This is a genomic window from Pseudomonas triticicola (assembly GCF_019145375.1).
Taxonomy (GTDB): Bacteria; Pseudomonadota; Gammaproteobacteria; order Pseudomonadales; family Pseudomonadaceae; genus Aquipseudomonas; species Aquipseudomonas triticicola.
In genome coordinates, this window is the sequence record NZ_JAHSTX010000001.1 from 2,075,696 (window position 1) to 2,093,099 (window position 17,404).

The 17,404-nt window shown below is 60.2% G+C and carries 19 protein-coding genes; 13 read left to right on the plus strand and 6 right to left on the minus strand.

Translation table 11 applies throughout. The annotated features are described in order from the left end of the window. Both KVG85_RS09195 and KVG85_RS09200 read left to right on the plus strand, forming a co-directional pair. On the plus strand, positions 1-333 hold the full coding sequence (locus KVG85_RS09195; protein WP_024012615.1) for a carboxymuconolactone decarboxylase family protein: 333 nt from the start codon (positions 1-3) through the stop codon (positions 331-333). Position 334: 1 nt separating this feature from the next. Next, the gene (locus KVG85_RS09200) at positions 335-1,336 is read left to right on the plus strand and encodes an NAD(P)H-quinone oxidoreductase (RefSeq protein WP_217863648.1); all 1,002 of its coding nucleotides are present in this window, start codon (positions 335-337) and stop codon (positions 1,334-1,336) included. A gap of 59 nt (positions 1,337-1,395) precedes the next feature. On the opposite strand, the gene KVG85_RS09205 is transcribed toward KVG85_RS09200, so the two are convergent. Both KVG85_RS09205 and KVG85_RS09210 read right to left on the minus strand, forming a co-directional pair. Further along, positions 1,396-1,788, minus strand: coding sequence for a carboxymuconolactone decarboxylase family protein (locus tag KVG85_RS09205; RefSeq protein ID WP_371857522.1), 393 nt, complete (start codon positions 1,786-1,788; stop codon positions 1,396-1,398). A 70-nt stretch (positions 1,789-1,858) separates the two neighbouring features. Next, positions 1,859-2,245 (minus strand): MerR family transcriptional regulator, encoded by a 387-nt coding sequence (locus tag KVG85_RS09210; RefSeq protein WP_016774345.1) that lies wholly within the window; start codon positions 2,243-2,245, stop codon positions 1,859-1,861. A 209-nt stretch (positions 2,246-2,454) separates the two neighbouring features. On the opposite strand from KVG85_RS09210, the gene KVG85_RS09215 reads away from it, so the two are divergent. The 4 genes from KVG85_RS09215 (at position 2,455) to KVG85_RS09230 (ending at position 5,506) form a co-directional block, all read left to right on the plus strand. Beyond that, positions 2,455-2,787, plus strand: a complete 333-nt coding sequence (locus KVG85_RS09215; protein WP_217863649.1) for a hypothetical protein — start codon at positions 2,455-2,457, stop codon at positions 2,785-2,787. A 189-nt stretch (positions 2,788-2,976) separates the two neighbouring features. After that, the gene (locus KVG85_RS09220) at positions 2,977-3,801 is read left to right on the plus strand and encodes an oxidoreductase (RefSeq protein ID WP_217863650.1); all 825 of its coding nucleotides are present in this window, start codon (positions 2,977-2,979) and stop codon (positions 3,799-3,801) included. A 230-nt stretch (positions 3,802-4,031) separates the two neighbouring features. After that, complete coding sequence (locus KVG85_RS09225; RefSeq protein ID WP_217863651.1) at positions 4,032-4,973, plus strand: AraC family transcriptional regulator; 942 nt, start codon at positions 4,032-4,034, stop codon at positions 4,971-4,973. A 119-nt stretch (positions 4,974-5,092) separates the two neighbouring features. Further along, positions 5,093-5,506, plus strand: coding sequence for a PaaI family thioesterase (locus tag KVG85_RS09230; protein WP_217863652.1), 414 nt, complete (start codon positions 5,093-5,095; stop codon positions 5,504-5,506). An 11-nt stretch (positions 5,507-5,517) separates the two neighbouring features. On the opposite strand, the gene KVG85_RS09235 is transcribed toward KVG85_RS09230, so the two are convergent. After that, the gene (locus KVG85_RS09235) at positions 5,518-5,976 is read right to left on the minus strand and encodes a winged helix-turn-helix transcriptional regulator (RefSeq protein ID WP_130911018.1); all 459 of its coding nucleotides are present in this window, start codon (positions 5,974-5,976) and stop codon (positions 5,518-5,520) included. Positions 5,977-6,069: 93 nt separating this feature from the next. Here KVG85_RS09235 and KVG85_RS09240 point away from each other — a divergent pair, with 93 nt between their 5' ends. Both KVG85_RS09240 and KVG85_RS09245 read left to right on the plus strand, forming a co-directional pair. After that, entirely contained in the window at positions 6,070-7,020 is a 951-nt protein-coding gene (locus KVG85_RS09240; RefSeq protein WP_217863653.1) for an aromatic alcohol reductase, read from the plus strand. A gap of 73 nt (positions 7,021-7,093) precedes the next feature. After that, a complete protein-coding gene (locus KVG85_RS09245) occupies positions 7,094-7,609 on the plus strand; it encodes a hypothetical protein (protein ID WP_039759025.1) in 516 nt (171 codons plus the stop codon). 112 nt (positions 7,610-7,721) lie between these two features. Here the strand turns inward: KVG85_RS09245 and KVG85_RS09250 are convergent, their stop codons facing one another. Both KVG85_RS09250 and KVG85_RS09255 read right to left on the minus strand, forming a co-directional pair. Then, positions 7,722-8,111 carry a hypothetical protein gene (locus KVG85_RS09250; protein WP_136493598.1) on the minus strand — a complete coding sequence of 130 codons (390 nt, stop codon included), beginning with the start codon at positions 8,109-8,111 and terminating at the stop codon, positions 7,722-7,724. A gap of 103 nt (positions 8,112-8,214) precedes the next feature. Beyond that, entirely contained in the window at positions 8,215-9,108 is an 894-nt protein-coding gene (locus KVG85_RS09255; RefSeq protein WP_217863654.1) for a LysR family transcriptional regulator, read from the minus strand. 95 nt (positions 9,109-9,203) lie between these two features. Here KVG85_RS09255 and KVG85_RS09260 point away from each other — a divergent pair, with 95 nt between their 5' ends. Then, positions 9,204-10,370 carry an MFS transporter gene (locus KVG85_RS09260; protein WP_056784905.1) on the plus strand — a complete coding sequence of 389 codons (1,167 nt, stop codon included), beginning with the start codon at positions 9,204-9,206 and terminating at the stop codon, positions 10,368-10,370. A gap of 13 nt (positions 10,371-10,383) precedes the next feature. Here KVG85_RS09260 and KVG85_RS09265 read toward each other — a convergent pair whose 3' ends face one another. Beyond that, the gene (locus KVG85_RS09265; RefSeq protein ID WP_217863655.1) at positions 10,384-11,559 is read right to left on the minus strand and encodes a XylR family transcriptional regulator; all 1,176 of its coding nucleotides are present in this window, start codon (positions 11,557-11,559) and stop codon (positions 10,384-10,386) included. A gap of 289 nt (positions 11,560-11,848) precedes the next feature. Between KVG85_RS09265 and xylA the strand changes: the two genes are divergently transcribed. The 4 genes from xylA (at position 11,849) to KVG85_RS09285 (ending at position 17,165) form a co-directional block, all read left to right on the plus strand. Then, complete coding sequence (gene xylA / locus KVG85_RS09270; protein WP_041480538.1) at positions 11,849-13,165, plus strand: xylose isomerase; 1,317 nt, start codon at positions 11,849-11,851, stop codon at positions 13,163-13,165. 147 nt (positions 13,166-13,312) lie between these two features. Beyond that, positions 13,313-14,314 carry a D-xylose ABC transporter substrate-binding protein gene (gene xylF, locus KVG85_RS09275; protein WP_217863656.1) on the plus strand — a complete coding sequence of 334 codons (1,002 nt, stop codon included), beginning with the start codon at positions 13,313-13,315 and terminating at the stop codon, positions 14,312-14,314. Between the two features lie 157 nt (positions 14,315-14,471). After that, positions 14,472-16,028 (plus strand): D-xylose ABC transporter ATP-binding protein, encoded by a 1,557-nt coding sequence (gene xylG, locus KVG85_RS09280; RefSeq protein ID WP_217863657.1) that lies wholly within the window; start codon positions 14,472-14,474, stop codon positions 16,026-16,028. Then, positions 16,029-17,165, plus strand: a complete 1,137-nt coding sequence (locus KVG85_RS09285; protein ID WP_024012594.1) for a sugar ABC transporter permease — start codon at positions 16,029-16,031, stop codon at positions 17,163-17,165. The last annotated feature ends 239 nt before the right edge of the window (positions 17,166-17,404 follow it).

Genomic DNA, 17,404 nt, shown 5'->3' on the forward strand with positions numbered 1-17,404 from the left:
ATGTCGACTATCGATTTCAGCAGCCCACGCGAAGCCGCCCGCGCCTTCACCCCGAAACTGGCGCAATTCGTGGACTCTACGCTGTACCCGCAGATCTGGAGTGACCCCGCCTTGTCACCCCGCGACCGCAGTCTGATCACTGTCGCTGCGCTGATTGCCGGCGGCCACTGTGAAGAATTACCCGCGCACCTGCGCCGCGCTGTCAGCAATGGCGTGAGCCATGAAGAGTTGTCGGCGGCGATCACTCACCTGGCCTTTTACGTCGGTTTCCCGGGCGCCATCACTGCCTCGGCCATCGCCAATGCCACCCTTGCCGACACGGAGCAACGCTGAGATGAAAGCCATCAACCTGAAAGCATTCGGTTCGGCAGAAGTGCTGCAACTTGGCGAAGCGCCCAACCCTGAAGTGCGCCCGACCGACCTGCTGGTGCGGGTCTATGCGGCCGGCGTGAACCGTGCCGACCTGACCCACCGAACCGGCGGCTACGGCCATGCGAACTTCGGCGACTCGTTGATCATCGGTCTGGAGATTGCCGGGGAAGTGCTGGAGACCGGCAGCGAGGTGAGCGGATTCGCCGTCGGCGACCGGGTAATGGGCGTGGTCGGCGGCGGCGCCTACGCCGAACTGGCGCGCATCGACTACCGCATGGCCATGCCGATTCCGGCACAGCTCGACTATGTGCACGCAGCGGCGATTCCCGAAGTGTTCGTCACCGCCCACGAAGCGATGCTGCACCTGGCCCGACTCAAGTCAGGCGACTCGGTGCTGATCCATGCCGCCGCCGGCGGCGTTGGTTCCGCTGCCGTGCAACTGGCCTACGCCACAGGCGCCACGGTGTACGCGACCACCGAAGGCAGCAAATTGTCGCGCGTCGAACATCTGGGCGCCGACGTGGCCATCGACTACAAGACCGAGGATTTCGCCGCAGTCATCGCCGACAAAACCCAAGGGCGCGGCGTCGATGTGATCATTGATTTTATCGGCGCGCCCTACTTCGCCCGCAACATCGCCTCGCTGGCCCACGGTGGTCGCCTGGTGCAGGTCGGCATTCTTGGCGGCGGCGGCAAGGTCGACGTGGAGCTGGAGCACATCCTCTACCGGCACCTGCAAATCATCGGCACGGTGATGAAGTCGCGCACCCAGCCGGAGAAGCACGCGATGATCCAGCGCTTTCGCGACCACTGGCTGAAACGCTTCGCTGGCGCTGCGAGTCTGGAACCGGTGGTGGACAGCACCTTTCCGTTGTCCCGCGCAGCCGATGCCCATCGGCGGATGGAATCCTCGCAGAATGTCGGGAAGATTATCCTGACGATGCAGCCGGAGGATTTGCGCTAAGGCAGGTCGATCAAATCTGGCCTTGCACCGTCCTGTTGCAAGGTCAGCGGCCAGCGCACTCAAGACTTAACACTGATCCCGCGAGCAGCAAAGACTTCACGCGCAGCCGTTATACCGTTCAAGGCACTGGGAAACCCTGCGTATACGGTCATTTGCAAGATCACATCGACCACCGCCTCCGGTGTGCACCCGACGTTCAGGGCTCCGCCGATATGCACTTTCAGTTGTGGCTGGGCATTGCCCAGTGCGGTCAATGCCGCAACGGTTGCCAGCTCACGAGTGCAGTGATCGAGCCCGGGGCGGGCGAAGACATCGCCGTAGGCAAAACTCAGAATCCAGTCCGCAAGCTCTGGAGCAGTATCCTTCAATGAATCAACCACTGCCTGACCAGGTCCGCCAGTAATCTGCGTCAGAGCGGCTTCTCCGCGCTCTCGACGATCAGTCATCTCCACCGGCGCTGCGACACCGGTCACGCTTGCGCCAATCAGTGTGGCGGACAGCAAGCGGTTGAAGCCGGGAAGTTTACGGATCATGGTGATGCTCCTTTTGCTCGAGTTGGTGGTAGATCTGAATCTTGTTATCCAGAACCTCCAGGGACTGGCTCAACTGGCTGATCTGCGCTTGCACGTCCCGGCGATGCTGCTCGAGAAGTTCGCGGCGTTCTGCCAGGGTCGAGTCGCCTGAACGGCGCAGTTCGGCATACCGCAGCATTTGCTGGATCGGCATTCCGGTCGCCTTCAGCCGGAGCAGAAACTCGGCCCACAGCACATCCTTCTCGGCGTACACCCGGTGGCCATTGCCACCGCGCCCAACCGGATCGAACAGCCCGATGCGCTCGTAATAGCGGATCGTGTGAGCGCTCAAATCAAGGCGCTTGGCCAACTTTGAAATTGTCAGTTCTGGATTCATGTCATCACCGTAAAGGTTTGAGCGCGCTCTAAGTCAATGGCTATTTTCCATCAAGCAGAATCAGGCAAATCGCCGACAGTATCCGCTTAACGCCGACACCGCCCTGCCCCCTAATCTGAACCCATGCAGAACACACCACTGCAACGGGTTAACCAGAGACTGATCTGAACGACCCGGACCTCAATCGAAATTTGACCGGAGTCACCGCCATGAAAACTGTAAGCCAACTGATCGCCGTCGCCACCTTCGCCCTCAGCGCCAGCGCATTCGCCGTACCGAGCAGTCAGGAAGATCGTTTGTTCACCCAGGTCAGCGAACCACAGCAGACTGTTGCTGCCGATGGCTCGCAGCGTACGCCCCAAGGCCAGGCTCTGGCTGAAAACGGCCGCACCCGCCTCGAGGAACAAGGCCTGGTTGAAGACGGTTATGACAAGACCCCACAAGGCCAGGCCATCGCTGCCGACGGCTCAGACCGCACCCCACTGGGTGAGGCCCTCGCTGCTGATGGATCGGACCGTACACCGGGCCGTCGCGCAGCATAAGCGCGTGATGCCGAGACAGGAAAAGTCCTGCGGGTTTCAGACCTGCAGGACTTTTCCGTTTTTTTAGGCAAGACCTGATCGAACACTCTATTGATAGGAACAGGCAATACTTCGATCCGATTCGGCATCGTCCGCCAGCGTTATCCGCCCTAGCATGGCCTCTCCCATCGCCTGCTGGAGTACAGATCCATGAAGACTCTTTTCATCACCGGTGTCAGCAGCGGCTTCGGCCAGGCGCTGGCCAAGGAAGCGCTCGCTCAAGGTCACAGGATTATCGGCACAGTGCGCAGTGAGTCCGCTCTGGCAGCCTTCGAAGCGCTGTCGCCCGAGCGCGCGCATGGAGTGGTTTTGGACGTTACCGAGTTCGATGCCATCGATGGGGTGGTTGCGGCAGTGGAGGATCGCCACGGCCCGGTGGACGTGCTGGTCAACAACGCAGGTTATGGCCATGAGGGGATTTTTGAAGAGTCATCGCTGCAAGAAATGCGCCGCCAGTTCGACGTCAACGTGTTCGGCGCGGTGGCGGTGACCAAGGCTTTCGTCGCGTATTTCCGCCAGCGCCGCGCGGGGCATATCCTCAACATCACCTCCATGGGTGGCTACATCACCATGCCGGGGATCGCCTATTACTGCGGCAGCAAGTTCGCTCTGGAGGGCATCTCCGACACCTTGAGCAAGGAGCTTGCGCCCTTCAATATTTTTGTCACCGCTGTGGCGCCGGGGTCATTTCGCACCGACTGGGCAGGCCGCTCGATGCAACGCACGCCGCGTAGCATCAGTGACTACGACGCAAGCTTCGATCCGGTGCGCAAGGCCCGGGAGGAGAAAAGTGGCCATCAACTGGGCGATCCGCAGAAAGCTGCACGGGTTATGCTGACGATCATCGACAGTCCAAACCCGCCGGCGCACCTGCTATTGGGCAGTGATGCGCTGGCGCTGGTGCGTGACAAGTTGCAGCAGACGGCGGAGAGTATTGAGCAATGGGCAGCGCTTAGCCGCTCGACGGATGGCTGAAAGATCAAAAGCACCCTCACCCCAGCCCTCTCCCGGAGGGAGAGGGAGCCGATCCGGGTGGATTCAACCCCCGCGTTCGGCACGATATTACAGGTCGGCGTAGTACCAGAAAGCACCACGGTCAGTCCCCTCTCCCTCTGGGAGAGGGCTAGGGTGAGGGCTCTGTCTGACACCCCGCCAATCAGCCAGACAGGTTCAAACCCGCCTTTTCACAAGGAAACCCACAGCCCATGCCGAAACCGAAAGACCCGCTCACAACGCGCATGGTCCAGCTAATGAGCCAGCTCGCCCCGCTGGAAGGTTACAACCTGAGCCCGCTGGACGATGTTCGTTTCCTGCGTTCCAACCGACCGCTGACCCGCACGCCGGTGTTGTACGAACCGGGCATCGTCATCCTTTGTCAGGGGCGTAAACGCGGTTATCTCGGCGATGAAGTCTACGTCTACGACGCTCAGCATTATCTGGTGGTGTCGGTGCCGGTACCCTTCACCATGGAAACCGACGCCAGCGAAGCCGAGCCGATGCTCGCGGTGTACGTGCGTCTGGATTTCGCCTTGGCCGGCGAGCTGATTCAGCAAGTGGATGAGCGGTGGGATTTCCCTACAGCGCAGCCGATGGGCATGTACGCCTCGCCGCTCGACGAACCGCTACGCCGGTCAACCCTGCGTTTTCTTGAAGTGATGAGCGACGATGCCGACGCGCAAATCCTCGGCCCGGCGATGCTGCGCGAGCTCTACTACCGTATTCTCACCGGCGAACAAGGTGGCACCCTGCGCGCCGCCATCGCCCAGCAAGGTCAGTTCGGCAAAGTGACCCGCGCCATCCGCAAGATCCACAGTTGCTATCACCAGCATCTCGACGTAGAAACCCTGGCCGAGGAAGCGCAGATGAGCGTGCCGAATTTTCATTTGCACTTTCGCAAGGTCACCGATTCCTCGCCGATGCAGTACCTGAAATCGACGCGGCTGCACCAGGCGCGATTGCTGATGCTGCGCAACGACCTGACCGCGGCAAAATCTGCGTTTCTGGTGGGCTACGAAAGCGCCTCGCAATTCAGCCGCGACTTCAAACGCCTCTTCGGCCGCACACCGCTGGCGGAAGTGGCGTGGATGAAACAAGCCTATGCGCTGCCGGCACCGACGAGTGCTTCGCCGTTTGTGTCGTCGCACTGATTTTCAGTGCCACGCTCCGCGCACTTATCGCAGCAAATTCCCCATCCGCATAGTGCTTGCCCCTTCCTGTGTTTCCTCGCCCAATCACACAGGTCAGCCACCTGCATCAGGATGGGATCATGAACACCACGGCCATTCCCGAAGGTTTCACTCCATTCACCCGCAGCAGTCCGTTGCTGGATCTGCTCGGCCCGATCTACGCCAGGGGTCAGGGGCTGCACTTGGAATTGGGTTTACTGACCGACTCCCGCCATGCCAATGGTCGCGGCACTTTGCATGGCGGTGTATTGGCGACATTGGCGGATGTGGGGATGGGCTACGCCATGGCCTTCTCCAGCGATCCGCCGCAGCCGTTGATCACGGCGAGCATGACCCTGGATTATCTCGGTGCGGTGCAAATCAACGAGTGGCTCGAAGTGCGTCTTGAACACTCCAGAAAAGGTCGCCAATTGGCGTTTGCTGGCGTCAGTCTGCACGTCGGTGAACGAACGGTCGCGCGCGCGAGTGCCGTGTTCGCGGTGCCGCTGAGCTGAAGCGCGAAACCTCAGTCTGACGCTTCAGAATCATCCCGCGCTGGAACAGGAATTTGCCATGAGGGTTTCTTGCCGATCTGGCTATCGAACGTGCGTCGCGCTTGGCGGAAACCCTCGACGTTTTCCACCACCCAAGTCCAGATCGGCGACATCCGCACCAGCAAGCCCATGCCCAATGGCGTCAGCTCGTACTCGACGTGCGGCGGCACCTGGTCGAGCTCGCGCCGGGTCAGCAGGCCGTCGCGTTCCAGCGCACGCAGGGTTTTGGTCAACATGCGCTGAGTCACGCCGGTCATCTGCCGTTTGATCTCAGCGTGACGCATCGTGCCGTACACCCCCAAGGCATGCAGGATGCCCAAAGACCAGCGACTGCCGGCGTGCGCGAGCACTTCGCGGCGCACGCCATCATCGTCTCGTCTGAGCGTCTGGCAGATTGCTTCTGCCTCACTGAGCGCTTGCTGATCAGTCATTTCTTCACTTGGTATCACGCGTGTGCCTTCTTCTGAGTGCTGCCCGATCGTGCCAGCATTTGCCGATCTTACATGCAGATCTCAGGAGACATCATGACCGAATCGAACCACCCTTCCCCGCAATCCATTCTTGTCCTGGGCGCAGGCGAACTCGGCCTGCCGGTTTTGCGCAACCTTGCGCGAGTGGCAAAGCGCTCGCCCGGCAGCACGATCAGCGTCCTGCTCAGGGCCTCGACGATCGACAGTCAGTTGCCGGCAAAGAAAGCCGAAATCGATGAACTGCGCAGTCTCGGCGTGCAGATGGTGGCGGCAGATCTGGTCAACGATTCGATCGACCAACTGGCCGAAGTCTTCGCTCCTTTCGATACCGTAATCGGCTGCGCCGGCATGGTCGCTGGTCGTGAGACGCCGATGAAGCTGGCGACCGCTGCGCTCAAGTCGGGCATCAAACGCTACTTTCCCTGGCAGTTTGGCGTGGACTTCGAAGTGATCGGCCGGGGCAGTCCGCAGGATCTGTTCGATGCTCAGCTCGACGTGCGCGAACTGCTGCGCGCGCAGGACAAAACCGAATGGGTGATCATCTCGACCGGCATGTTTACCAGTTTCCTCTTCGAGCCGGTGTTTGAAGTCGTTGATTTCGACAACGACACCGTTAACGCCCTGGGCAGCCTGGACACCAGCGTGACGCTGACGACCCCGGACGACATCGGCAAGCTGACCGCAGAAATCGTTTTCTTCGAACCGCGTTTTCGCAACGAGATCGTGTATCTGTCGGGCGACACGCTGACCTATGATCAGGTCGCGGGCCTTCTCGAACGCGTGCTCGGACGGCCCTTCAAGCGTAACGTCTGGACGGTGCCGCACCTGATGCAGGAACTGGAAAAAGACCCCACTCACCACATCAAAAAATACCGCGCGGTGTTTGCCCAAGGTCGAGGTGTGGCGTGGCCGAAAGCGGGCACGTTCAATGAGCAGCGGGCGATACAGGTCACGACGGCCGAGCAGTGGGCGCGGGAAAATCTTGGGCTGTCTGAAACCTCGTAAAGCTTAGTAGCATGTGGCCACTTTTCGGTATCATCTGCTTTTGAAAAAGTCCGATGGTATCCAGGAGCAGTACATGTACGGGAATGGCAGATTTGGCTTGACGCTTTTGGCTGGAGCATTGGCACTGAGCGGTTGTACTTCACTGTTTCAGGGTAAACAGTATCAATTTCCCCGGCAGGATGAACCCTCGGCGACGGTCAGGCTTAAATATGAAAGCGGCACTAACCTCGATGCGATGACCTTCAACGAATCGGGATGTTACGCAGGCTTCACGCCTTTGCCCTATACCGAGGGTTTTATCCAATCGCCGGTAGCTGTCGACAAAGAGCTGGTTTTGACTTACCGGCAAACAGTTGGTGGAAAGTTTTGCCAGATACCCTTCTCTTTCACCCCTCAGGCTGGGGCCAGCTATACGTTGAAGTCGGGCTACTGGACTGAACCCAAGGCTGGCCTTCTCCCGATCTTCACCTTCAATCAACAATACTGCGGCCTGGGGGTAGTCAAAAAAATCGGATCTCAGGAAAGCATCGAACCCATCAAGCAACTGCGTATCAAAACCGCTTTTGCATGCCTCAGATTCGTCGAGTGAAAACAACAACCTGTCTCGCTCGGCGCCCAGTAAAGAACATCCTGGTCCATCATTCTGCGGTGGCCCTTTGTAACTGGGAGCCGACACTCGACAATACTTCGCTGGCGACCGTTTACTGGCTGGAAACACCCTGGCGCTTGGCATATTCCTGCGCGAGGCTCTGGGCGGTTTGTTGAGCATATTCAATACAGGGTTCAATTCTGCTTCGCACCCCAATCTCCTCGATAGCGGCTATATACGCACTCTCGGTCAGGCACTTTTCAACCAGGGCGCTCGCAAGCGGCAAAGACACTGCTGGCAACGCCGGAATAAATTCCCGGACAAAATCGGCAGCACTGGCAAGCCGGTTGGCATCGGTTGCAAAGGCCCATTCGCGCAGACTCACGTCATGCAGGTTGCCGCCTTCATCCCAGCCGTCGGCAAAACGGTCTGTTTTTCCGCAAGCGCCCAGCACGCCGCAAACCAATAAGACAAGCAACCCATTCAGCGTTTTCACGAACATCGATACTCACTGTATTCAGACTGAAAAATGAAGAGCTGCAAATGATAGCAATATGATTGCATTTGCGTGCACAGAATCAGATCCGATGAAAAGACGCCACCTCTTACATCCGATGCTGCTCCAGCAAAAAATCCACAAACAAGCGCACCCGCACCGGCATCGCCGCGCCGCCGACGAACACCGCATGAATCGGTTCCTCATCGCCCGGGTTAAACGCTTGGAGCAGCGGGATCAGCGCGCCGCGCTGCAAGTCTTCCCTGACGGTGAACTCGCCAATCCGCGCAATTCCGGCGCCGAGTCTGGCGAACTGGGCCAGTGCTTCGCCGCTGCTGCATTCGATGTTGCCGCTGACTTTCAGCGAGAACTCCTTGCCGTCGCGGATAAACGGCCAGTTGGCTTCGGCGCGGCGGAAGTTGAAGCGCAGGCAGTTGTGCTTGAGCAGGTCTTCCGGTTCGAGAGGTGTGCCGTGACGTTTCAGATAGTCGGACGATGCGACCACGACTTGGCCGGTGTGGCCGAGTCGGCGTGCGGTCAACGGGCTGTCGGGCAGATGGCCGAAGCGTATGGCGACGTCCGCCTGGCCGGCGAGGATGTCGACTACTTCGTCGCCGAGGCTGAGGTCGACGACGATGTTCGGGTAACGGGCGGTGAAAGCTGCGACCAGCGGCACAATGGTCAGCCGTCCATGGCCAAGGGCGGCACTGACACGCAAGCGGCCCTTGGGTACGCCTTGGTCGGTAATGGCCCCTTCCACTTCGTCCATGTCGGCGAGAATTCGCCGGGCACCGCGCAGGAAGGCCTCGCCCTCGACGGTAAACGTCAGCGCGCGGGTCGTGCGCAGCAACAGACGAGTGCCGAGTCGTTGTTCGGCGCGGGCGATGATCCGACTGACCGCCGAAGGCGTCAGCCCCAACGCACGCGCAGCCGCTGAGAGGCTGCCCTCCTGCGCCACGGTGACGAACACGCTCATTTCCCCTGACCTGCCGTTGAAGTCCATTCGTGCCTCTTACGCAAAGGTGATTGCCAAAATCGCCATCTACCGCCGGAAAACGATGGATCGTAGCATTGGCGGCATAGATGAGGAGACTTTCCATGCGTATCAATCCACCACTTGTTGCACTCGCTGTCGGCGCCTTTGGCATCGGCGTCACCGAGTTCGCGCCGATGGGCATGTTGCCCGGCATCGCTGCCGATCTCGGCGTTTCCATTCCCGCTGCGGGGTTGTTGGTCAGTGCCTACGCCTTGGGCGTGCTGCTCGGCGCGCCGCTGATGACCCTGACCACTGGCAAGATCCCGCGGCGCTATCTGCTGATCGGGCTGATGGCGATTTTCACCCTGGGTAACCTGATGTCGGCGCTGGCCACCGATTACTCCAGCCTGATGGTCGCCAGGGTGATCACCTCGCTCAATCACGGCGCATTCTTTGGGGTCGGTTCTGTGGTCGCCGCCAGTGTGGTCGCGCCGGAAAAACGTGCCGGCGCCGTGGCGGCGATGTTCATGGGCCTGACGTTGGCGACCATCGGCGGTGTGCCGCTGGCGGCGTGGTTTGGTGAGCTATTCGGCTGGCGCACGGCGTTCTGGGGCATTACCGGTCTCGGCGTGCTGACCATGATCGCCTTGTGGTTCGCCCTGCCCAATCTGAAAGCAGAGCAAGGCGCGGGTGCGCTGGCGGAAATACGTGTATTGGGCCGCGGTCCGGTGTTGGCCGCGCTGGCCCTGACCGTGGTCGGCTCGAGTGCGATGTTCACCGTGTTCACCTACATCGCGCCGATTCTCAGCAGCGAGACCCACGCCTCCGCCGCGTTCATCACCGCCATGCTGGTGTTGTTCGGAATCGGTTTGACGCTGGGCAACATGTGGGGTGGCAAGGCTGCCGACCGTTCGATCGACCGCACCCTGATCGTGTCGCTGAGCGCATTGATTGTGGTGTTGCTGGCGTTCACGGTGCTGATGCGCTGGCCGCTGCCGGCCGCCGTGGCCATTCTGATCTGGGGTATCGCCAGCTTCGCCCTGGTGCCGCCGCTGCAGATGCGCGTGATGGAAGCCGCCAAAGACGCGCCGAATCTAGCTTCGGCGGTGAACATCGGTGCGTTCAATTTTGGCAATGCGATCGGCGCGGCGCTGGGCGGCGCGGTGATCAATGCCGGGCTGGGTTATCCGGCGATTTCCCTGGCCGGCGCGGCGATGGCCGGTCTGGGGTTGCTGATGGTGCTGACGTTTGCCTGGCGTTCCAGAGCCAATGCTGCTGCGCTGGCGTGAGCCATGCGCAGCGCTACGCCCCGCCCTGCTGATACTCACGCGGCGTGCAGCCGAACTCGCGACGGAACACCGTGTGCAGGTACTGCGCCGATTTGAAGCCGCACGCCTGGGCAATATCGGCAATCGCCGCATCGGTGTTCTTCAAACCGCTGGTAGCCGCCGCCAGTTTGAAACGCAGAATCTCGTCATGCACGCTGCAACCGCGCTCAGCGCGGAAATGCGCTTCCAGCGATGAACGCGACACGCCGACATAGGCCGCCACCTGCGCGGTCTTGATGCCTTGGCAGGCATATTGGCGGATGAACAGCAGCGCTTGCATGACGTAGGGATTGCCCAGCGGTTGGTGCAGGCTCGACACCTGCACGTTGACCGCGTCCGGCGGAATCAGGATTTGCGTGCCGGTGGACGGCATGCCGTGGAGCATCTGGTGCAGCAATTGCGCGGCGGTGCGGCCCATGGTTTCGGTGCCCTGAATCACCGAACTCAGCGGTACGCGAGTCAGGCTGCGGGTCAGCGGGTCATTGTCGATGCCGATCAGCGCGACCTGCTCCGGCACGGCGATGCCGGCGGTCAGACAGGCTTGCAGCAACTGCCGGGCACGGGCGTCGCTGACGGCGATGATGCCGATCGGTTTGGGCAGGCTGTGCAGCCAGGCGATCAGTTGTTCGACGGCGCTGTCCCACAGCGGTGCGCTGGTGCCCATGCCGCGATAGATCTCGGCATGCAGGCCGTCGCGCTGCATCAGTTTGCGAAAGGCTTTTTCCCGCTCCTGCGCCCAGCGATTGGCCTGCGCCTCCGGCAGACTGAAACAGGCAAAGCGCTGCAACCCCGCCTCGACCAGATGCGAGTAAGCCAGAGTGATCAATGCGTTGTTATCGGTGGCGACATAGGGAATCGCTTTCGGATAGGCGCGAGGATCCTCGTAGGAACCGCCCACCGCCACCACCGGCAAATGAATGTCGGCCAGCGCCTCGCCAATCAGCGGATCATCGAAGTCGGCAATGATCCCGTCACCCTGCCAGCGCTCGATGCCTTTCAAGCGGCAGAGAAAGTCCTCTTCCAGAAACAGGTCCCAGGAAGCGCGAGTGCTGCTCAGGTAGTTGCCGATGCCGCTGATGATTCCACGGTCGTAGATCTTGCTGCCGTTGAACAACAGGGCGATGCGGTGCACGGGCGGTAGGCTCTTCATTCAGTATCCGGATTTTGCGTCAAGCCATTCGCGAGCAGGCTCGCTCCCACACAGTTTTGTGAACGACACGAATCAAATGTGGGAGCGAGCCTGCTCGCGAAAGCGGCCTCAAATTGTTTTTGTACTGTTCCAGGCCGCCATGTCACGGCAACGATGGACACAGACTAGGCCTGCGAGCGCTGAAGCTCAATACGCAAAATCGCACTCGCAGTTGAGGCTTTTCATAATCAGCGGGCACGGGGCCGTTGCTAGTATCGAGACACCGCCAAGAACAACAAGGACAAGGTCCATGCAGTATTTTCCCAATATCGAGCCGGTTCGCTACGAAGGCCCGAACAGTGATTCGCCCCTCGCTTTCCGCCACTACGACGCCGACAAGCTGATCCTCGGCAAACCCATGCGTGAACACCTGCGCATGGCCGCCTGCTACTGGCACACCTTCGTCTGGCCGGGCTCCGATGTGTTCGGTGCCGGCACCTTCAAACGCCCGTGGCAACGCAGTGGCGAACCGATGGAACTGGCTATCGGCAAGGCTCAAGCCGCATTCGAGTTCTTCAGCAAACTGGGCATCGATTACTACTGCTTTCACGATACGGACGTCGCCCCGGAAGGCAACTCGCTGAAGGAGTACCGCGAACACTTCGCGCAAATGGTCGACCGCCTTGAGCAACATCAGGAACAGAGCGGTATCAAGTTGCTCTGGGGCACCGCCAACTGCTTCAGCAATCCTCGTTTTGCCGCCGGTGCCGCGAGCAATCCCGATCCGGAAGTGTTCGCCTGCGCCGCCGCGCAAGTGTTCAGCGCGATGAACGCCACCCATCGGCTCAAAGGTTCCAACTACGTGTTGTGGGGTGGCCGTGAAGGCTACGAAACCCTGCTCAACACCGATCTGAAACGCGAGCGCGAACAACTCGGGCGCTTCATGCGCATGGTGGTCGAGCACAAGCACAAGATCGGTTTCACCGGCGACCTGCTGATCGAGCCCAAGCCGCAGGAGCCGACCAAGCACCAATACGATTACGACAGCGCCACGGTGTTCGGCTTCCTCCAGCAGTACGGCCTGGAGAAGGAAATCAAGGTCAACATCGAGGCCAACCACGCGACACTGGCCGGCCACAGCTTTCATCACGAAATCGCCACCGCCGCCTCGCTGGGAATTTTCGGCAGCATCGACGCCAACCGTGGCGATCCGCAGAACGGCTGGGACACCGACCAGTTCCCCAACAGCGTCGAAGAAATGACCCTGGCGACCTATGAAATCCTCAAGGCCGGCGGTTTCAAGAATGGCGGTTTCAACTTCGACTCCAAGGTGCGCCGGCAGAGCCTCGACGAGATCGACCTGTTCCACGGCCACGTCGGCGCCATGGATGTTCTTGCCCTGTCGCTGGAACGTGCCGCCGCGATGGTCGAGAACGATCAATTGCAAACCCTCAAGGACCAACGCTACGCCGGCTGGCGTCAGCCGTTCGGGCAAGCGGTGATGGCAGGAGACTTCAATCTTGAGTCACTGGCAGAGCACGCGTTTACCAACGAGTTGAACCCGCAAGCCGTCAGCGGCCGCCAGGAAATGCTCGAAAACATCGTCAACCGTTACCTGTATCGCTGATCGCCAAGGGAGGCTGCCGACGCAACGACGCTGTGACAATTGCACGACAATTCTGTGCCTGCTGCGTCGGCAGATTCTCTACAGTTCTACCAGCCCGATTCATCGTCAGGCCGTGTCTTTCCAACAAAAATAAAAGGACGCACCACCATGAAGAACTTGAAACGTACGCTGTTGGCCAGTGCCCTGGCGTTCTTGGCCCTGCCGGTAATGGCCGACGCCACCCACCCAAAAATCGGTTTCTCCATTGACGATCTGCGTCTGGAACGCTGGTCGCGCGACCGCGATTACTTCGTCGCGGCGGCGGAAAAAATGGACGCCAAAGTCTTCGTGCAATCGGCGGACGCCAACGAGCAGAAGCAGATTTCGCAGATCGAAAACCTCATCTCTCGCGGCGTCGATGTGATCGTCATCGTGCCTTTCAACGCGACAGTGCTGACCAACGCCGTGGCCGAGGCGAAGAAAGCCGGGATTAAAGTGGTGTCTTACGACCGGCTGATTCTCAACGCCGATGTCGACGCCTATATCTCCTTCGATAACGAAAAAGTCGGCGAGATGCAGGCCGGCGGCGTGCTGAAAGCAGCGCCCAAGGGCAATTACTTCTTGCTGGGTGGCGCGCCGACCGACAACAACGCCAAGATCCTCCGTGAAGGCCAGATGAAGGTGCTGCAACCGGCCATCGACAAGGGCGATATCAAGATCGTCGGCCAGCAGTGGGTCAAGGAATGGAACCCGACCGAAGCGCTGAGCATTGTCGAAAACGCCCTGACACGTAACAACAACAAAATCGACGGCATCGTCGCCTCCAACGACGCCACCGCTGGCGGCGCCATCCAGGCACTGGCCGCGCAGCAACTGGCCGGCAAGGTGCCGATTTCCGGTCAGGACGCCGACCTCGCAGCGGTCAAACGCGTGATCGCCGGCACGCAAACCATGACCGTGTACAAACCGCTGAAACTCATCGCCTCCGAAGCGGCCAAGCTCTCGGTGCAACTGGCACGCAACGAAAAACCGGCCTACACCTCGCAGTACGACAACGGCAGCAAAAAGGTCGACACCATCCTGCTCACGCCAACGCCGTTGACCAAGGACAACATCGACTTGCTCGAACAGGACGGCTTCTACACCAAGGCGCAGATTGCCGGGCAGTGATCCGGTCGTAAATCTTGATCAGACCTGTGGGAGCGAGCCTGCTCGCGAAAGCGGAGTGTCAGTCAGTAAAGCTCTGTCTGAAAAGGCGCCTTCGCGAGCAGGCTCGCTCCCACACAGGTTCAGTGGTGTTTGAGTCCCTGGTATACGAGCCTTTTCCATGTCCGACTATCTGCTGCAAATGAACGGCATCGTCAAAACCTTCGGCGGTGTCAAAGCGCTCAACGGCATCGACATCAAGGTCAGGCCCGGTGAATGCGTGGGCCTGTGCGGCGAGAATGGCGCCGGCAAGTCGACACTGATGAAGATCCTTTCGGCGGTCTATCCCCATGGCACCTGGGACGGCGAAATTCTCTGGGACGGGCAACCGCTCAGGGCGCAGTCGATCAGCGAAACCGAGGGCGCCGGCATCGTCATCATCCATCAGGAACTGACCCTGGTTCCGGATCTGTCGGTGGCGGAAAACATCTTCATGGGCCATGAGCTGACGCTGCCCGGCGGGCGCATGAACTACCCGGCGATGATCCACCGTGCCGAAGCCTTGATGCGTGAATTGAAAGTGCCGGACATGAACGTTTCGCTGCCGGTTTCGCAGTACGGCGGCGGCTACCAGCAACTGGTGGAAATCGCCAAGGCCCTGAACAAACAGGCGCGTCTGCTGATTCTCGACGAACCCTCCTCGGCCCTGAGCCGCTCGGAAATCGAAGTGCTGCTGGACATCATCCGTGACCTCAAAGCCAAGGGCGTCGCCTGCGTCTACATCTCGCACAAACTCGATGAAGTCGCCGCCGTGTGCGACACCATTTCGGTGATCCGCGACGGCAAACACATCGCCACCACCGCCATGGCCGACATGGACATTCCACAGATCATCACGCAGATGGTCGGGCGCGAAATGAGCAACCTCTACCCCAGCGAGCCGCATGCAATTGGCGAGGTGATTTTCGAGGCGCGCCACATCACTTGCTACGACGTCGACAACCCCAAGCGCAAACGGGTCGACGACATTTCCTTCAGCCTCAAACGCGGCGAGATTCTTGGCATTGCCGGGCTGGTCGGGGCCGGGCGCACCGAGCTGGTCACCGCACTGTTCGGCGCTTACCCCGGCCGCCATGAAGGCGAAGTCTGGCTGGACGGCCAGCCAATCGACACGCGCACGCCGCTGAAAGCGATTCGCGCCGGCCTGTGCCTGGTGCCCGAAGATCGCAAGCGCCAGGGCATCATTCCGGATCTCGGTGTCGGTCAGAACATCACCCTCGCCGTGCTCGAGAGCTATTCGAAAATGACCCGCATCGATGCCGAAGCCGAGCTGGGCTGCATCGACCGGGAAATCTCCCGTCTGCATCTGAAAACCGCAAGTCCGTCCCTGCCAATCACCAGCCTGTCGGGCGGTAACCAGCAGAAAGCCGTGCTGGCGAAAATGCTGTTGGCCAAACCGCGCGTGCTGATTCTCGACGAGCCGACCCGAGGCGTGGACGTCGGCGCCAAGTACGAGATCTACAAGTTGATGGGCGCGCTGGCCGCCGAGGGGGTGTCGATCATCATGGTTTCATCGGAACTGGCCGAAGTACTCGGCGTCTCCGACCGCGTATTGGTGATCGGCGAAGGCCAGTTGCGCGGCGATTTCGTCAACCATGAACTGACCCAGGAACAGGTACTCGCCGCCGCCCTCAGTCAGCCGGGCAGCCATAACAATAATGATCGGAAAACCGCGTAAATGAATCAGGTCAAACAACTGTTCACTCGCTACAAAATGCTCGCGCTGGTATTCGCCGTGGTGCTGATCTGGCTGTTCTTCAGCTGGCAGACCGAGGGCGGCTTCCTTACCCCGCGCAACCTTTCCAACCTGCTGCGGCAGATGTCGATCACCGGAATTCTGGCCTGCGGCATGGTGCTGGTGATCATCAGCGGCGAGATCGATTTGTCGGTGGGTTCATTGCTCGGCCTGCTCGGCGGCCTCGCGGCGATACTCGACGTGGTCTATCACATTCCACTGCTGGCGAATCTCAGTCTGGTTGCCCTGTGCGGCCTGATGATCGGTCTCGCCAACGGCTACATGGCGGCGTACTTGCGCATCCCGTCATTTATCGTCGGCCTGGGCGGCATGTTGGCGTTTCGCGGCATTTTGCTGGGGATCACCGGCGGCACCACCATCGCCCCGGTATCGCCGGAGCTGGTCTATGTCGGCCAAGGTTATCTGCCCCACGCGATCGGCACTGGCCTGGGTGTGCTGCTGTTTGCGCTGACAGTGTTCCTGACCTGGAAACAACGACGCAATCGCGCCCTGCATGGCCTGGCGGCGCATTCACTGGTGCGTGATGTTGTGCGCGTGCTGGTGATCGGCGCGGTGCTGGCCGGTTTCGTCCAGACCCTCAACAGCTATGACGGCATTCCGGTGCCGGTGCTGCTGTTGTTGATTCTGCTCGGCGTGTTCAGCTACGTCACCAGCCAGACCGTGTTCGGCCGCCGGGTCTATTCGGTCGGCAGCAACATGGAAGCGACGCGCCTGTCCGGCATCAATGTGCAAGCGGTCAAGCTGTGGATCTTCGGCATCATGGGCGTGATGTGCGCCCTCGCCGGCGTGGTCAACACCGCACGCCTCGCCGCCGGCTCACCGTCCGCCGGCAGCATGGGCGAACTCGACGCCATCGCCGCCTGCTTCATCGGCGGCACCTCCATGCGCGGCGGCTCCGGCACCGTCTACGGCGCCCTCCTCGGCGCGCTGGTGATCACCAGTCTGGACAACGGCATGTCCATGCTCGACGTGGATAGTTACTGGCAGATGATCGTCAAGGGCAGCATTCTGGTGTTGGCGGTCTGGGTGGATGTGAGTACGCGCACGGCGCGGCGTTGATCGCGGCAAACCTGGAGGGATCTGCTTCAAAAGGGAGCAAGAACGCAAGCCGCTGCTACGCTACGTAACACAATATTATGGAATACCAGATACCACAAAACATTGCTTTGAACGCTTGGTCCGCTCTGGCTCAATGGCTTCGAAGGCCTTGCACAGCTTGGCCCGTATCTTGCTCCTCCAGTGCATATCGCGCTCAAGGTCTATGGCCATGCCTGCATCCTCCGCAAATTTCGGCGACG

Excerpts from the sequence above, each read along its gene's own strand:
- KVG85_RS09195 (WP_024012615.1), top strand. The coding sequence starts at position 1 with ATGTCGACTATCGATTTCAGCAGCCCACGCGAAGCCGCCCGCGCCTTC.
- KVG85_RS09200 (WP_217863648.1), top strand. The coding sequence starts at position 335 with ATGAAAGCCATCAACCTGAAAGCATTCGGTTCGGCAGAAGTGCTGCAA.
- KVG85_RS09210 (WP_016774345.1), bottom strand. The coding sequence starts at position 2,245 with ATGAATCCAGAACTGACAATTTCAAAGTTGGCCAAGCGCCTTGATTTG.
- KVG85_RS09215 (WP_217863649.1), top strand. The coding sequence starts at position 2,455 with ATGAAAACTGTAAGCCAACTGATCGCCGTCGCCACCTTCGCCCTCAGC.
- KVG85_RS09220 (WP_217863650.1), top strand. The coding sequence starts at position 2,977 with ATGAAGACTCTTTTCATCACCGGTGTCAGCAGCGGCTTCGGCCAGGCG.
- KVG85_RS09225 (WP_217863651.1), top strand. The coding sequence starts at position 4,032 with ATGCCGAAACCGAAAGACCCGCTCACAACGCGCATGGTCCAGCTAATG.
- KVG85_RS09230 (WP_217863652.1), top strand. The coding sequence starts at position 5,093 with ATGAACACCACGGCCATTCCCGAAGGTTTCACTCCATTCACCCGCAGC.
- KVG85_RS09235 (WP_130911018.1), bottom strand. The coding sequence starts at position 5,976 with ATGACTGATCAGCAAGCGCTCAGTGAGGCAGAAGCAATCTGCCAGACG.
- KVG85_RS09240 (WP_217863653.1), top strand. The coding sequence starts at position 6,070 with ATGACCGAATCGAACCACCCTTCCCCGCAATCCATTCTTGTCCTGGGC.
- KVG85_RS09245 (WP_039759025.1), top strand. The coding sequence starts at position 7,094 with ATGTACGGGAATGGCAGATTTGGCTTGACGCTTTTGGCTGGAGCATTG.
- KVG85_RS09250 (WP_136493598.1), bottom strand. The coding sequence starts at position 8,111 with ATGTTCGTGAAAACGCTGAATGGGTTGCTTGTCTTATTGGTTTGCGGC.
- KVG85_RS09255 (WP_217863654.1), bottom strand. The coding sequence starts at position 9,108 with ATGGACTTCAACGGCAGGTCAGGGGAAATGAGCGTGTTCGTCACCGTG.
- KVG85_RS09260 (WP_056784905.1), top strand. The coding sequence starts at position 9,204 with ATGCGTATCAATCCACCACTTGTTGCACTCGCTGTCGGCGCCTTTGGC.
- KVG85_RS09265 (WP_217863655.1), bottom strand. The coding sequence starts at position 11,559 with ATGAAGAGCCTACCGCCCGTGCACCGCATCGCCCTGTTGTTCAACGGC.
- xylA (WP_041480538.1), top strand. The coding sequence starts at position 11,849 with ATGCAGTATTTTCCCAATATCGAGCCGGTTCGCTACGAAGGCCCGAAC.
- xylF (WP_217863656.1), top strand. The coding sequence starts at position 13,313 with ATGAAGAACTTGAAACGTACGCTGTTGGCCAGTGCCCTGGCGTTCTTG.
- xylG (WP_217863657.1), top strand. The coding sequence starts at position 14,472 with ATGTCCGACTATCTGCTGCAAATGAACGGCATCGTCAAAACCTTCGGC.
- KVG85_RS09285 (WP_024012594.1), top strand. The coding sequence starts at position 16,029 with ATGAATCAGGTCAAACAACTGTTCACTCGCTACAAAATGCTCGCGCTG.